This window comes from Pseudomonas oryzihabitans NBRC 102199 (assembly GCF_000730625.1).
Lineage (GTDB): Bacteria > Pseudomonadota > Gammaproteobacteria > Pseudomonadales > Pseudomonadaceae > Chryseomonas > Chryseomonas oryzihabitans.
The window spans coordinates 17,359-30,481 of the sequence record NZ_BBIT01000019.1; the positions used below are offsets into that span (position 1 = coordinate 17,359).

The 13,123-nt window shown below is 68.8% G+C and carries 13 protein-coding genes; 1 reads left to right on the forward strand and 12 read right to left on the reverse strand.

Going from position 1 to position 13,123, the window contains the following annotated elements; all coding sequences use genetic code 11:
- Positions 1 to 2: 2 nt before the first annotated feature.
- The 9 genes from sfnG to POR01S_RS18875 all read right to left on the reverse strand — a co-directional run bounded on the left by sfnG (position 3) and on the right by POR01S_RS18875 (position 9,033).
- Complete coding sequence (gene sfnG, locus POR01S_RS18835; RefSeq protein ID WP_027601194.1) at positions 3 to 1,094, reverse strand: dimethylsulfone monooxygenase SfnG; 1,092 nt, start codon at positions 1,092 to 1,094, stop codon at positions 3 to 5.
- Between the two features lie 226 nt (positions 1,095 to 1,320).
- On the reverse strand, positions 1,321 to 2,505 hold the full coding sequence (locus POR01S_RS18840) for an ABC transporter substrate-binding protein (RefSeq protein WP_042137656.1): 1,185 nt from the start codon (positions 2,503 to 2,505) through the stop codon (positions 1,321 to 1,323).
- The gene (locus POR01S_RS18845; protein WP_027597743.1) at positions 2,502 to 3,491 is read right to left on the reverse strand and encodes a CobW family GTP-binding protein; all 990 of its coding nucleotides are present in this window, start codon (positions 3,489 to 3,491) and stop codon (positions 2,502 to 2,504) included. Before POR01S_RS18845 ends, POR01S_RS18840 begins: the two co-directional genes overlap by 4 nt.
- Complete coding sequence (locus POR01S_RS18850; protein ID WP_027597742.1) at positions 3,488 to 3,787, reverse strand: hypothetical protein; 300 nt, start codon at positions 3,785 to 3,787, stop codon at positions 3,488 to 3,490. Before POR01S_RS18850 ends, POR01S_RS18845 begins: the two co-directional genes overlap by 4 nt.
- 9 nt (positions 3,788 to 3,796) lie before the next feature.
- Positions 3,797 to 4,546, reverse strand: a complete 750-nt coding sequence (locus tag POR01S_RS18855) for an SDR family NAD(P)-dependent oxidoreductase (RefSeq protein ID WP_042137657.1) — start codon at positions 4,544 to 4,546, stop codon at positions 3,797 to 3,799.
- Positions 4,547 to 4,556: 10 nt separating this feature from the next.
- A complete protein-coding gene (locus POR01S_RS18860; protein WP_042137659.1) occupies positions 4,557 to 5,327 on the reverse strand; it encodes an SDR family NAD(P)-dependent oxidoreductase in 771 nt (256 codons plus the stop codon).
- 11 nt (positions 5,328 to 5,338) lie between these two features.
- Positions 5,339 to 6,697 (reverse strand): MFS transporter, encoded by a 1,359-nt coding sequence (locus tag POR01S_RS18865; RefSeq protein WP_027601200.1) that lies wholly within the window; start codon positions 6,695 to 6,697, stop codon positions 5,339 to 5,341.
- Positions 6,698 to 6,722: 25 nt separating this feature from the next.
- The gene (locus POR01S_RS18870) at positions 6,723 to 7,604 is read right to left on the reverse strand and encodes a polysaccharide deacetylase family protein (protein WP_027601201.1); all 882 of its coding nucleotides are present in this window, start codon (positions 7,602 to 7,604) and stop codon (positions 6,723 to 6,725) included.
- A 73-nt stretch (positions 7,605 to 7,677) separates the two neighbouring features.
- Complete coding sequence (locus POR01S_RS18875; RefSeq protein ID WP_042137661.1) at positions 7,678 to 9,033, reverse strand: amidase; 1,356 nt, start codon at positions 9,031 to 9,033, stop codon at positions 7,678 to 7,680.
- 286 nt (positions 9,034 to 9,319) lie between these two features.
- On the opposite strand from POR01S_RS18875, the gene POR01S_RS18880 reads away from it, so the two are divergent.
- Positions 9,320 to 10,333 (forward strand): GntR family transcriptional regulator, encoded by a 1,014-nt coding sequence (locus POR01S_RS18880; protein ID WP_042137663.1) that lies wholly within the window; start codon positions 9,320 to 9,322, stop codon positions 10,331 to 10,333.
- Positions 10,334 to 10,506: 173 nt separating this feature from the next.
- Here the strand turns inward: POR01S_RS18880 and POR01S_RS18885 are convergent, their stop codons facing one another.
- From POR01S_RS18885 to POR01S_RS18895, 3 genes are read right to left on the reverse strand one after another with little or no spacing between them, the layout of a single operon-like run.
- The gene (locus POR01S_RS18885) at positions 10,507 to 11,160 is read right to left on the reverse strand and encodes a methionine ABC transporter permease (RefSeq protein WP_027597735.1); all 654 of its coding nucleotides are present in this window, start codon (positions 11,158 to 11,160) and stop codon (positions 10,507 to 10,509) included.
- Positions 11,153 to 12,247: a methionine ABC transporter ATP-binding protein gene (locus tag POR01S_RS18890; RefSeq protein ID WP_042137666.1), complete on the reverse strand. Its 1,095-nt coding sequence runs from the start codon at positions 12,245 to 12,247 to the stop codon at positions 11,153 to 11,155. The genes POR01S_RS18885 and POR01S_RS18890 overlap by 8 nt, the downstream gene beginning before the upstream one ends.
- Positions 12,244 to 13,086, reverse strand: coding sequence for a MetQ/NlpA family ABC transporter substrate-binding protein (locus POR01S_RS18895; protein ID WP_027597733.1), 843 nt, complete (start codon positions 13,084 to 13,086; stop codon positions 12,244 to 12,246). Before POR01S_RS18895 ends, POR01S_RS18890 begins: the two co-directional genes overlap by 4 nt.
- Between the last annotated feature and the right edge of the window lie 37 nt (positions 13,087 to 13,123).

A 13,123-nucleotide genomic window follows, 5' to 3' on the forward strand; every position in this document is an offset into this window, starting at 1 on the left:
GCCTAGGCCGCCGCCTGGGCCGCGGCCCGGGCTTCGAGTTCGCGCACCAGCGGCAGCACCCGCTTGCCGAAGTACTCCACCTCTTCCTGGAAGTGCAGGAAACCGGCCAGCACCAGGTCCACGCCCACCGCCTTGAGGGCGACGATGCGCTCGGCGATCTGCTCGGGGGTGCCGATCAGGTTGGTCTTGAAGCCGTCGTTGTACTGCACCAGATCCTCGAAGCTGGACTTGGCCCAGTTGCCCTCGCCCTCCGGACTGGCCGCGCCGGCATTGCGCGCCTCGTGGCCGAAGGCCTGGACCGCCTCCGGGTTGGCCTTGGCGATGATCTCGTCGAGCACCGCGCGGGCCTCGGCCTCGGTGTCCCGGGCGATGACGAAGGCGTTGACGCCGACCTTGATCGCGTGGCCGTTCGCCGCGGCCTTGGCGCGTAGGTCCTCGACCTGGGCGCGGATGCCCTCGGGGGTGTTGCCGTTGGTGAAGTACCAGTCGGAGACCCGTGCCGCCATGTCCCGCGCGGCCCGGGAGCTGCCGCCCTGGAAGATCTCCGGGTGCGGCTGCTGCAGCGGCTTGGGTTTCAGGGTGTAGTTGCGGAAGCGATAGAAGTCACCGGCGAAGCTGAAGTTGTCCTGGGTCCAGATGCCCTTGAGGGCGCGGATGAACTCCTCGGAACGCCGATAGCGCTCGTCGTGGTCGAGCCAGGGCTCGCCGATGCCATGGAATTCGCCCTTGAACCAGCCGGACACCAGGTTGATGGCGACGCGGCCATTGGTGAGCTGGTCGATGGTCGCCAGCTGCTTGGCCGCCAGCGCCGGATTCCAGGGGCCGGGCAGGATGGCGGCGATCACCTTGAGACGCTCGGTGGCGGCCAGTAGCGCATGGCTGAAGGCCACCGATTCATGCTGGTATTCGGCGCCGTAGCCGGCGGTGAAGCGGATCTGCGTCAGGGCGTAATCGAAGCCGGCCTGCTCGGCGAGCTGGGCCAGCTTGCGGTTGTAGTCGATGCCCCAGTGGGTGCGCTGCTCGATGGTGCTGACCACCAGGCCGCCGCTGACGTTGGGGACCCAATAGGCGAATTTGACGGGGTTCTGCGACATGCAAAGGCTCTCCGGGTTGGGCTCGCCGCGAGGGCGAGCGAAACAGTGACCCTGAGCCTTCAATCAAGAACCGAACCAAGTCTAAAAAGCGTTTTCAATCAATGAGTTGTGATAAAACGTAAGACGATTTCCGTTGTAGCGCCAAGGGCAGCTGTCCAGTCGCTGTTCCCTGGGCAACAGCGCAGCGAGGCGTCTGGCACGCCCTTCTCGCCTGGAAACCGTCGCCTCAGGCCGCCGTGGTGCGCAGGAATTCGCTCCAGCGCCGCACCAGGTAGTTGTGCTCGTCCATCACCGAATTCCACACGCCGATATGGCCCATGCGCTGGGCATAGGAACCCCCTTCGCGCCGCTGACCCACCTCGATCAGCGGCAGGCCGTCGCTGCCGGCGAGTTCTTCCCGGGCCGGCAGGCCGCCGTACCAGAAGTCCCATTCGGCGGCGCTGAGGTGATCCCGCGCCCGCACCGGATTGGCGATATAGAAGCCCTGGCGCGCCATCACCGCGCCGGGCCAGCCGGCCAGCCACCAGTTGAGGTAGGCATAGGCGGCGTCGCGCACCCGGCCCTCCGCGCAGCGCGACAGCGACAGACCGCCGAACCAGGCGCGATAGCCCTCGCGCGGGACCGCCACCCGGTAATCCACCCCCGCCCGGTGCAGCGCCATGAGCATGGGCGACCAGAGACTCTGGATGTCCACCCCGGCGGCCAGGGTCAGCTCGCCGGCGCTGCGGTCGTCGGACCAGAACGCCGCGAAGTGCCGATGACGCTGACGCTCCACCAGCACCTCGGCGAGGCGGTCGATTTCCTCCAGGCGCAGGTTGCCGATGTCGTCGAACCGGGCGAGGCCGGCGGCCTGGATCGCCAGAGCGGCGTCCAGCGCGCCGATGGCGGCGTCGCTCTGCAGGGCGCTGTGGCCGCACCAGCCTTCGTCGATCAGCCAGGCCCAGCTCTCCTGCTGACCCGCCAGGGCGGCAGGCAGGCTTTCCGGGCGATAGGCGAAGCTGTCGGCGTTGTGGGTCAGCGGCAGCATGCTGATGCGCTCGCTGGGCTGGCCGCCGAGGCTGCCGTCGTGCTGCACATAGAGGCGATCGCACGGCCGGCAGCCGGGCGCCAGGCGATCCGTGGCATGCAGCCGGCCGCGCTTGGGCAGGTCGTTGATCTCCTCCCAGAGCGCGATGCGGCGGATGTCGATGGGCTGGATCGCCCGCGCCGGCCAGACGAAGTCGACGTTGTGGAACCACTGGTCATAGAGGTCGTAGCTGCCCGGCTCCAGCACCGCGATGCGCTGGGCGGTCTGGACGTCGTGGATCTGGTAGACCAGGCGAATGCCCAGTTCCGCCTCCGCCCGCTGGCGGATGGGTTCGAGCAGGGTCACCGAGGTGCCCAGCACCCGCAGGGTCAGCGGCGTGCTCATGCGGCCCGTCCCAGGCCGCCCATGAAGGCGGCGAAGGAGCGTCTAAGCAGCGCGGTGTCCAGCTCGCGGACGATGAACACCAGCCGCGAGCGGCGTTCGCCCGCCGGCCAGGCCGGCAGGTGCACCGGCGGATGCAGGCTGTGCTGCACGCCGTGGATGACGATGGGTTGGCTGGCGTCGATCACATCGAGGATGCCCTTGACTCGCAGGATGCGTTGCCCGTGGCATCTTAGCAGCATCGACAGCCACACCCCGAAGGCCATCCAGTCCAGGGGACGGTCGAACTCCAGGCAGCAGACCTCGGCGCTGCCGTGGCGGCCTTCGGCGACCGCGGCGAACAGGCGCCAGCGACCGACCTCGGCCGCCGGATCGGCGGCGCGCAGGCCCTCGCCCAGCAACAGGTCATCGCCGCTGGCCACCGCCGCCGCCAGGGCGCGGGTGGCGGTGGGATTGAGCTGGGCCAGATGCCGATCCAGCCGCTCCAGCACGGCAGGCGCGACCCGGTCAGCCTTGCTCAGCAACAGCCGGTCGGCTGCGGTGACCTGGTTGAGCCACTCCGGGTGCAGCCCTTCCTGCAAGGCGGCGTGCTCGGCGTCCACCACGGTCACCAGCAAGCCCAAGTGGAAGCGTCCGCGCAACTGGGGATCGAGATTGAGGGTGGCCAGGATCGGCCCCGGATCGGCCAGGCCGGTGGTCTCCAGCAGTACCCGGCGAAAGGCCGGTATTTCGCCGCGACTGCGCCGCCCGTGCAGGGTCAGCAGCGCCGCCTTCAGATCGCCGCGCACCGAGCAGCAGACGCAGCCGCTGGGCAGCAGCACGGTGTCCGGGGCCACCTCTTCCACCAGCAGGTGGTCGATGCCGACCTCGCCGAATTCGTTGATCAGCAGCGCCGTCTCGCCCAGGGCCTCCTGGGCCAGCAAGCGGCGCAGCAGGGTGGTCTTGCCGCTGCCGAGAAAACCGGTGATGACATTGATGGCGAGGCTCAAGACACTCCCTCCAGCGGCGCCAGCACCCGCGGATCCAGGGGATCGAGCGGTCGTCCCAGCACCGCTTCGGCCTGGCGCCAGAGGTCGTCCAGCCCTTCGGCCAGGGCCTGGCGCCCGGTCGGTCCCTGGATCAGGTAGGAGGCGCCCTGGACGTCGCTCACCGTCAGCCGGAACGGCGCCACCACCCGGTTGATGGCGGCGACCCGGCGCAGGCGCTCGCGCCGCCGGGGCAGGTCGTCGCCCAGCGGATCGCTCCAGTGGAGATCCGGCCCGAGCAGGCCGCACAGTCCGCACATGGCTACCTCCTAGGGCATGACGTCGCCGGAATTGGGGCCCAGGGTCTGGCCGACGAAGAGGTTGCCCCCCGGATCGCTGGCCAGCAGCAGCGCCACCGGCGCCACCTCCTCCGCCCGGCCGAAGCGGCCCAGCGGCAATTCGCGGGCCTTGGCCGCCTTCCAGTCGGCGCTGATGCCGTCCACCAGTGGGGTCTCGATGGGTCCGGGGGCGATGGCGTTGACCAGCACGTTGTCGCGGCCCACTTCCAGCGCCAGCGACTTGGTGAAGCCGATCACCCCGGCCTTGGCCGCGGCATAGTGGCAGAGTTCGGCGCCGCCCTTGATGCCGAGCTGGGAAGCGACGTTGATGATGCGTCCCCAGCGCTGCGCCTGCATGAACGGCAGGGCGCGCTGGCTGGCGAGAAAGACACTGGTGAGGTCGACGCGCAGCATGTCGTTCCACTGCGCCAGGGTCAGGTCGACGCAGGGCGCCTGGGTCAGCATCCCGGCATTGTTGACCAGGATGTCGATGCCGCCATGGGCCGCCACGCAGGCGTCCACTCCGGCCCAGGCACCCTCCGGCTCGCCGACGTCGGCGACGGTCTCGGTCACCACGGCCCCCAGGGCGCGGCATTCCGCGGCCACCTGCGCCAGGCGCTCGCTGTCGCGGTCGGCCAGCACCAGGCGCGCCCCCGCAGCGGCATAGCTGCGGGCGATGGCGGCGCCGATGCCGCTGGCCGCGCCGGTCACCAGGGCGCAGCGGTCTGTCAGCTCGAACATCTTCTGCTCCTCAATCGGGCCAGCGGACAGTGAGACCGCCATCGACGATCAGACTCTGGCCGGTGATGTAGCTGGCCTCGGGGCTGGTCAGGAAACGCACCAGCGCCGCCACCTCCTCGGGTTTGCCGACCCGCCCCAGGGGAATGCTGCGGGCGGCCTTGGCCAGGCCCTCCGGGCCCAGGGAATTCTTGGCGTCCAGCGACTGGGGCGTCTCGATCAAACCGGGGATCACCGCGTTGCAGCGGATGCCCCGCGGCGCCAGTTCGACGGCCAGCGAGCGGCACAGCCCGGGCACCCCGGCCTTGGCCGCGGCGTAGTGGGCATGGTCCTGCCAGCCGTAGACGCCGCCGGCGATGGAGGAGATGGCCACCAGGGCCCCGCCCTCCCCCAGGTGCCGCGCGGCGGCGCGAAAGGTGCGCATGACCCCGGTGAGGTCGACGTCGAGCATTTCCTGCCAGCGCGCGTCGCTCATTTCCAGCAGCGGCGCGGCGCGCAGGAGACCGGCATTGGCCACGGCGTAGTCGAGGCGGCCGAAGTGCGCCAGGGCGGCATCGGCAAGCGCGTCCACCGAGGCGCTGTCGCGGACGTCCAGGGGTTCGAGCAGGCAGTCGCCCCCCGCTGCAATCACCTTCTGGCGAGTCTCTTCCGGGTCATGGGGATCGCCGGGATAGTAGCCACCGACCACCCGCACGCCCCGCTGGGCATAGGCCACGGCCAGGGCCTGGCCGATGCCGCTGGCGGCACCGGTGATCAGGGCGACGGGAGAGGTATGAGCTGTCATGGAGGCTCCTGTCATTTGAGACTGGTGGGTTCGACGTGGCGCGCGGCCCACATCACCAGGCCGGAGAGAAAGCACGGCAGCGCCCCGAACCAGAGCGCGGCGCTGTGCCACTGGCCACCGCTGCCGAGCACGCTGGTGATGCCGAGGCCGGCGAGGATGGCGCCGAGCGGCCCCATGGCGTGGACGATGGCGCCACCGGTGGCGCGGATGCTGGTGGGGAAGCTTTCGCCCATGAAGAACAACATGGCCGAATAGGGTCCGGTGAGAAAGAACAGTCCCAGGCTGTAGAGCGCCACCACCGGTACCAGCTGGCTGGGCGCCTGCAGCATGGCGAAGAAGGCCAGGCCGCCACACATCCAGCCGAGGGCCACGGTGTTGCGCCGACCGATGCGATCGCCCAGCCAGCCATGGAACAGGTAGCCGATGAAGCCGACGGCGTTGGACAGCACCAGGATCCACAGCGAATTCTCGAAGCTGAGCTTGTGCACGCTGACGATCACCGAGGTCCCCAGCACGCTGAACACCTGGATCGCCGACCAGTTGAGCAGGATGGCCAGGCTCAGCACCAGGGTCGGTCGCAGGGCCTGGCCCTTGAAGGCCATGGCCACGCCGGCCTTGGCGTGCTCTTCGTAGTCCACGCCGTATTCCCGCGCCAGGCTGCGGGCGTCCTGCTCCTGGCCTTCGCGGCGCAGGCGCTGGATCCGGGCATGCACCTGGAATTGCGGGCTTTCCTTAAGCTTGCGCGCCAGCACGGCGATGACGAAGGCCGGCACGGCGGCGAACACGAAGCAGCCCTGCCAGCCGATATGTGGCAGCAGCAAGGCGGTGAGGCCGGCCGCGATCAGCGCGCCGATCGGCCAGCCACTCTGCACCAGGCTGTAGATGAAGCCGCGGCGGCGGATCAGCCGCGGATCGTCCGAGGCGGCATAGACCTCGGTCAGGTAGGTGGCGTTGACCCCCTCCTCCGCATAGCCCAGGCCGGCCACCGAACGCACCAGCACCAGCGGCACCTTGCCCATGCCGGCGCACAGCGCGGTCAGTGCCGAGCACAGGGCCGTGCCGCCGATGGTGACGATGATGCCGCCGCGGCGACCGATCCGGTCCACCAGCGGGCCGATGGCGAAGGCGATGATGGCCCCGCCCAGGGCTACCCAGGTGGCGAGTTCGGCCTGCTCGGCTTCGCTCCAGTTGAAGTGCCCACCCATCACCGGCAGCAGGGTGCCGAACAGGATGAAGTCGTAGACGGCGAACACCCAGGCGAAGAAGGCGATCCAGGTGGCGTAGCGGACATCAGCGGAAGACAGCGGCTGCGGTTTCCAGGCAGCCGTGGGGGTTTCCGGGTGGAGCGAGCTGGCGGCAGGGAGGGTCATGGTCCTGTACCTGTGGGCTGGGCGCTTAGCGCTGGCGCGGCTGGCGCCGCAGGAAGTCGTCGGCGATCTCGTCCATGGTGGCGAAGCGCACCCCGGCGTGACCCTGGATATGCTCGATCAGGCGTTCGAGCATCAGCAGCACCTGCGGCCGCCCCGAGACATCGGGGTGGATGGTGATGGGGAAGACGGCGTAGTCCAGCTCGCGATAGACCCAGTCGAACTGGTCGCGCCACATCTCTTCCAGATGGCGCGGATTGACGAAGCCGTGGCTGTTGGGCGCCTTCTTGATGAACATCATCGGCGGCAGGTCGTCGAGGTACCAGTTGGCCGGAATCTCCACCAGATCGGTTTCCTGGCCGCGCACCAGCGGCTTCATCCAGCTCTCGGGCTGCTGGCTGTAGTCGATCTTGGTCCAGTTGTCGCCGACCCTCACGTAGTAGGGCGAGAAGTCGTTGTGCATCAGGCTGTGGTCGTACTTGATGCCCTTCTTCAGCAGCAGCTCGTTGGTCACCCTGCTGAATTCCCACCAGGGCGCGACATAGCCGGTGGGCCGCTTGCCGGCCAGGGCGGTGATCAGCTCGATGGATCGATCCAGCACCGCCTCCTCCTGCTCGGGGGTCATGGCGATGGGATTCTCGTGGCTGTAGCCATGGATGCCGATCTCGTGGCCCGCCGCGGCCACTGCCTGCATCTGCTCGGGGAAGGTCTCCACCGAATGGCCCGGAATGAACCAGGTGGTCTTGAGGCCGTAGCGCTCGAACAGCTTGAGCAGCCGGGGCGACCCCACCTCGCCGGCGAACAGGCCGCGGGAGATGTCATCGGGCGAATCCTCGCCGCCGTAGGAACCGAGCCAGCCCGCAACCGCGTCGACGTCGACGCCGATGGAAACGAAGATTTCTTTGGCCATCGTTGCACTCTCCAGTACCCGGAAGAAAGCCAGGTCGATGGCGGAGCCGGGCCCCCGCCACCGCCGCTTGAATTCAGGCGCTGACCAGGGCTTCCACGGCCGTGGCGGCATCGAGCAGGCGTTCGTCCGCGGCGGCCGGGGCCACCAGCAACAGCCCGGTGGGCAGGCCCTGGGCATCGCGACCGCTGGGTAGCGAGACACCCGGCGCGCCGAGCAGGCTGCCGGCCATGGTCAGGCGCAGCAGCTCCAGATTGGTGGCGGCGAAGAGGTCGGCGTCGGCGTCCAGAGGGGCCAGCGGCGGCGCCACCCGGCCGACCGTTGGCACCAGCAGCAGCGCCTCGGCGAATTCGGCGGCAAAGGCTGCCCGCAATCGGTCGCGGCGTTCATGCAGGACCGCCAGGTGACCGTCGGGCAAGGCCCGCGCTCGCTCCAGGCGCTGCCGCACCCGCGGATCCAGGCGTTCGGCCGCGGGACCGTCGAGCACTTCGCGGTGCAGGGCGAAGGCTTCCAGGGCCCCTGGCCAACCTTCTGCGGCGAGAACGTCCAGGGCCTCGGCAAAGACCGTGCGGGCGCGGCGCTCCACGTTCACTCCGCCGCGGGCCAGCCGCTCGGTAGCGGCCAGCAGATTGGCCCGCACCGCCGGCTCCACCCGGGCGTCGTCCAGCACGCTGAGGTCCAGCACCACCCGCAGTTCCGTTGGCGCCGGCAACGGGCGGGCAGCCGCGCCCGTCAGCAGGCGATCCAGGCACTGCACATCGCGCAGGCTGCGCGCCAGCGGACCCGGTACGTCATAGGACGCGGCCAGTGGAAAGATCCCGGTCGCCGGATAGCGCCCCAGGCTGGGCCGATACCCCACCAGTCCATTGAGGGCGGCCGGCAGGCGCACCGAACCGGCGGTGTCGGTACCGAACGCCAGGGGCACGATGTCGGCGGCGACGGCCACCGCCGAACCCGAGGAAGAGCCCCCCGGTATGCGCACCTCGCCCTGCGCCCGGGGATTGGCGGGCGTGCCGAAATGGGGATTCGACCCGACGCCGGAATAGGCGAATTCGCTGAGATTGACCTTGCCCAGACTGACCAGGCCGGCCTGGCTCAGGCGCTGCACCAGCACGGCATCGGTGGTGGCCGGTGGCGCCAGGCGGCGCAGTTCGGCGCCGCAGGTGGTGACCTCGCCCTGCAGGTCGAAGAGGTCCTTCCAGGCCAGCGGCACCCCATCCAGCGGCGACCGCGGCTGCCCGGCCTGCCAGCGCTCGCGCGCCGCCAGGGCTTCGGCGCGTCCGCGCTCGGCGGTCAGGGTGATGAATACGGCCGAGGATGCCTGGGCGCGCGCCAGTGCCGCCTCGAAGACCGCGACCGGATCGAGGGTGCCGGCGGCATAGGCCTCGCCAAGCGCGACGGCATCCAGGGACAGGGCGTGGGCGGGTTCCATCGGCGCTCCTTAAACGTACATTTTATAATTTGGTACGTTTAACAGAGCAGGCTTTGTGCCAGCTTGAAAAAACAGGACGCCGCAGACTCGAAACGCTGACCTCTAGCGGTCGCCTGGGCCTTTTCCCGGTATCACCCTATAAAATGTACTTAAATTAAATAGATCCATTTCTGTGCAGAACCGTAACGCCTGCCCCGTTACCGTGCGTGCACCTGGCCCAGCCGGTAACGCGCGAAAGGCCGTAGGCCTGTGCCACAATTCTCATCTCGTTTCCGGAAGGTCCCCGATGTCGGCAGCAGTCCCCGCCCCCCTCGATGACAGTCGTACCGCCGCGCGCTACGCGATGATCCGCAGTGCGCTGCGCGAAGCCATCCTGGCCGGTCGCGCGGCGCCAGGGCTGGTGCTGGTCGAGGCGCCGCTGGCGCAACTGTTCGGCACCAGCCGGGTGCCGGTGCGCCAGGCGCTGACGCTGTTGCAGGAGGAAGGCCTGATCCGCCGCTTCGAGGGGCGCGGCTATCTGATCGATCCGGCCGGCACCGCGGGCGAGCCGCAGCGCCAGCCACTGACCCGCCAATTGCTCGGGCTGGACAGCAGCGATGACCTGATCGATACGCGCTCCCTGGGCGAGCGCGTCGGCGACGAGATCGCCGCCTGTGTCAGCCACGCCCTGCTCTTTGGCCATTTCCGGCTGGACGAGCAACGGGCGGCCGACCACCTGGGCGTCAGCCGCGCCGTGGTGCGCGAAGCCCTGATGCGCCTGCGTGACCGCGGCCTGGTGGAAAAGGAACCCTATGGCCAGTGGCTGGCCGGTCCGCTCACCGCCCAGGCCATCCGCGACGACTACGAGATCCGCGCCCTGCTGGAACCCGAGGCGCTGTTACAGACCGCGCCGGGTCTGGCGCGTAGCGAGCTGCTGGCGATGCTGGAACGGCTGGAGCAACTGGCCGCCCACCCTGCCCCCACCTCCTGGGCGGCGGTGGAGCGCATCGAGGCGGATCTGCATGAGCGGTGCCTGGCCGGCCTGCGCAATCGCAAGCTGGCCCAGCTGATCGCCCACAGCCAGAGTCCACTGAACGTCTCGCGCATCTTCCACCAGTCGCTCGGCACGCCGCTGGACGAGGCGGTGCTGGTGGAGCATCGCCTGGTGCTGGAATCCCTGCTGGTAGGCAGTCCGGACTCGGCGGCCAGCCAGTTGCGCAATCACCTCCTGCGCGGCCGCGATCGCACCCTGCAGCGGCTCAAGGTGCTCTCGGTATTGCCCGACCCGGAATTGCCGGCCTACCTGGAGCGCCTCAGCTAGTGTGGTGTTTCAGACGTTATCTGCACAATTTTGGCGGCGCTTTTTAGGCCCCGGCGGCGTTCCCACTCCTCGCCATAGCCCTGCTATGACTCGTCGCGGCGCCTAGCCAGCTCGGAACGCCGAACCGCCAAAAATCACTCGCCAACTCTTGCGCGAACGTCTGAAACACCACACTAGCGTGCCCGCAGGTGCCGCACGTAGCGGTCGCCGATGAACTGGATGCCGCACACCAGCACCACCAGGATGACGATCACCACGGCCATCACCTGGGTGTCGTAGCGCTGGTAGCCATAGCGGATCGCCAGGTCGCCGAGACCCCCTGCGCCTATGGCACCGGCCATGGCCGAGGCGCCGATCATGGCCACCAGGGTCACGGTGAAGCCGCCGATGATGCCGGGTAGCGCCTCCGGCAGGAGCACGTTGAAGACGATGTGGCGCCGCTCGCAGCCCAGCGCCTGGGCCGCTTCTATCACCCCACCGCCGACCTCGCGCAGGCTGACCTCGGCGATCCGGGCAAAGAACGGCGTGGCGCTGAGGGTGATGGGTACCACCGCCGCCCAGACGCCGATGGTGGTCCCGGTGATCAGCCGCGTCAGCGGGATCAGGGCCACCAGCAGGATGATGAAGGGCGTGGCGCGAAAGGCGTTGATCAGGGTGCCCAGCACCCGGTTGAGGGTGGGCGCGGCAAAGATGGCGCCGCGCCCGGTGGTGACCAGCACCACTGCCAGGGCGATGCCGGCGAACCAGACGATGGCCGCCGACACGCTGACCATGGTCAGGGTATCGAGAAAGGCCTTCCACAGCGCCTTGAGCATGAAGTCAGACATAGCCCAGCACCTCCGCCCGGGCGAACAACCCGGTCTGGGTCAGGAAGCCTGCCAGCCGCCGCTCCGGCGCCGCGGTCGCCACCAGCAGGCGGCCCAGGGCATGGCCCTGGATACGGTCGATACCGCCATGCAGCAGTTCGACCGGTGCGCCGAGGGCCTGGCCCAGCGCCTGGAAGTCGGGCTCCACGCCCTGGCCGTCGTAGCTGAGTTCCAGCACCGCGCGGGCACCCGGTTGCCGGGTGGCACCGAGCCGCCTGGCCAGATCCGCCGGCAGCTGCGCCGCCAGGGGTGCCAGCAGCGCCCGGGTGGCTTCGGCCTGGGGCGCGCCGAACAGCTGCCACACCGGGCCCTGTTCGACGATGCGGCCGTGTTCCAGCACCACCACCCGGTCGCAGATCTGGCGGATCACCGCCATCTCGTGGGTGATGAGCACGATGGTCAGTCCCAGGCGGCGATTGATGTCCTGCAACAGCGCCAGGATCGACTGGGTGGTCTCCGGATCCAGCGCCGAGGTGGCCTCGTCGCAGAGCAGCAGCTCGGGCCTCAGCATCAGCGCGCGGGCGATGCCCACCCGCTGCTTCTGGCCCCCGGACAGCCGCGAGGGATAGACCTGTTCCTTGCCCTGCAACCCGACCAGCTCGAGCAGTTCCCGCGCCCGGGCTTCGATCTCGTCGCGGCGAAAGCCGGCGGCCTTCAGCGGCAAGGCCAGATTCTCCAGCACCGTCTGCGAGGCCAGCAGATTGAAGTGCTGGAAGATCATGCCGATGCGCCGCCGCAGCGCCACCAGGCGATCCCCCTTCAGGGTGCCGATGTCGACGCCGTCGACCAGGACCTGACCGGCGCTGACGTCTTCCAGGCGATTGAGGGTGCGAATCAGACTGGACTTGCCGGCGCCACTGCGACCGATGATGCCGAAGATCTCGCCACGGGCGATGCTGAGGTCGATGTCCGCCAGGGCGGTCACCGGCAGCGCGCCGCCGGTGTAGATCTTTTGCACGCCGCTCAGGCGTAGATGCTCGCGCGCGGGAGCGGCCTGGGGTTCGGCGGGCGGCGGCGCCGGTGCGGTTCTGAGTAGTGCATTGCTCATCGGGCGGCCTCCTGCCGGTTCAGCCAGGCCAGGCTGTACAGCTGCGGATTGCCATAGGCCTGGGCGATGGCCTCGCGCACCCGCGGATCGTTCTGGAACACCTGGATGAAGGTGCGGATCGCCGGGTCATCGGCCTTGTCCGGCTTGGTCACGAATCTCAGGGCATAGAGGTGACCGCTGGCCTCGTCGTCGCTGAACAGCAGGGCGCTGTTGGGATCCGTGGTGCCGGCGGCGAGGATGTGCGAGGGATAGCTTTGCGCCAGGGTCACGTCGTCCAGCACCCGCGCCAGTTGCGGACCGGGCAGTTCGATGAATTTCAGGTGGCGCGGATTGGCGACGATGTCCTGCAGGCTGGCCTTGGGCCCGGTACCGGGCTTGAGCTGGATCAGGCCGGCCCGGGCATAGAGGTGCAGCCCGCGGCCCTGGTTGACCGGATCGTCGGCCACCGCCACGGTGGCGCCGTCCGGCACCTCGGCGAAGCTCTTCACCCGTTTGGAATAGAGACCGACCTTGTTTTCCACGCCATAGGCGATGGGCACCAGGCCGTAGCCGTTCTGGGCGTTGGCGTTTTCCAGGAAGGGTTGATGCTGGAAGTAGTTGACGTCGATGTCGCCGTGGGCGAGCGCCAGATTCGGCGTGTTCCAGTCACTGAAGGCGACGATTTCCACCTCCACACCCCGCTCCCGCGCCACCTCGGCGGCGCGCTCCAGGGCGGCGTTCTGCGGACTGTCGTTGATGCCGAGGCGGATCTTCTGCGGCTCGGCGGCCTGGGCGGACAGCGCCAGGGTGGTGCTCGCCAGGAGCAGCCCGAGGCGCTGGAAAAGTGGAGGAATAGCCATGGGAGACCTCGAGATGTCGAGGGCTCGTCCGGTGGTC

What these genes read in the sequence shown, in the direction of transcription:
- POR01S_RS18870 (WP_027601201.1), bottom strand. Translation starts at nt 7,604, where the DNA reads ATGGCCAAAGAAATCTTCGTTTCCATCGGCGTCGACGTCGACGCGGTT.
- sfnG (WP_027601194.1), bottom strand. Translation starts at nt 1,094, where the DNA reads ATGTCGCAGAACCCCGTCAAATTCGCCTATTGGGTCCCCAACGTCAGC.
- POR01S_RS18875 (WP_042137661.1), bottom strand. Translation starts at nt 9,033, where the DNA reads ATGGAACCCGCCCACGCCCTGTCCCTGGATGCCGTCGCGCTTGGCGAG.
- POR01S_RS18890 (WP_042137666.1), bottom strand. Translation starts at nt 12,247, where the DNA reads ATGAGCAATGCACTACTCAGAACCGCACCGGCGCCGCCGCCCGCCGAA.
- POR01S_RS18880 (WP_042137663.1), top strand. Translation starts at nt 9,320, where the DNA reads ATGTCGGCAGCAGTCCCCGCCCCCCTCGATGACAGTCGTACCGCCGCG.
- POR01S_RS18865 (WP_027601200.1), bottom strand. Translation starts at nt 6,697, where the DNA reads ATGACCCTCCCTGCCGCCAGCTCGCTCCACCCGGAAACCCCCACGGCT.
- POR01S_RS18850 (WP_027597742.1), bottom strand. Translation starts at nt 3,787, where the DNA reads ATGTGCGGACTGTGCGGCCTGCTCGGGCCGGATCTCCACTGGAGCGAT.
- POR01S_RS18855 (WP_042137657.1), bottom strand. Translation starts at nt 4,546, where the DNA reads ATGTTCGAGCTGACAGACCGCTGCGCCCTGGTGACCGGCGCGGCCAGC.
- POR01S_RS18840 (WP_042137656.1), bottom strand. Translation starts at nt 2,505, where the DNA reads ATGAGCACGCCGCTGACCCTGCGGGTGCTGGGCACCTCGGTGACCCTG.
- POR01S_RS18885 (WP_027597735.1), bottom strand. Translation starts at nt 11,160, where the DNA reads ATGTCTGACTTCATGCTCAAGGCGCTGTGGAAGGCCTTTCTCGATACC.
- POR01S_RS18860 (WP_042137659.1), bottom strand. Translation starts at nt 5,327, where the DNA reads ATGACAGCTCATACCTCTCCCGTCGCCCTGATCACCGGTGCCGCCAGC.
- POR01S_RS18895 (WP_027597733.1), bottom strand. Translation starts at nt 13,086, where the DNA reads ATGGCTATTCCTCCACTTTTCCAGCGCCTCGGGCTGCTCCTGGCGAGC.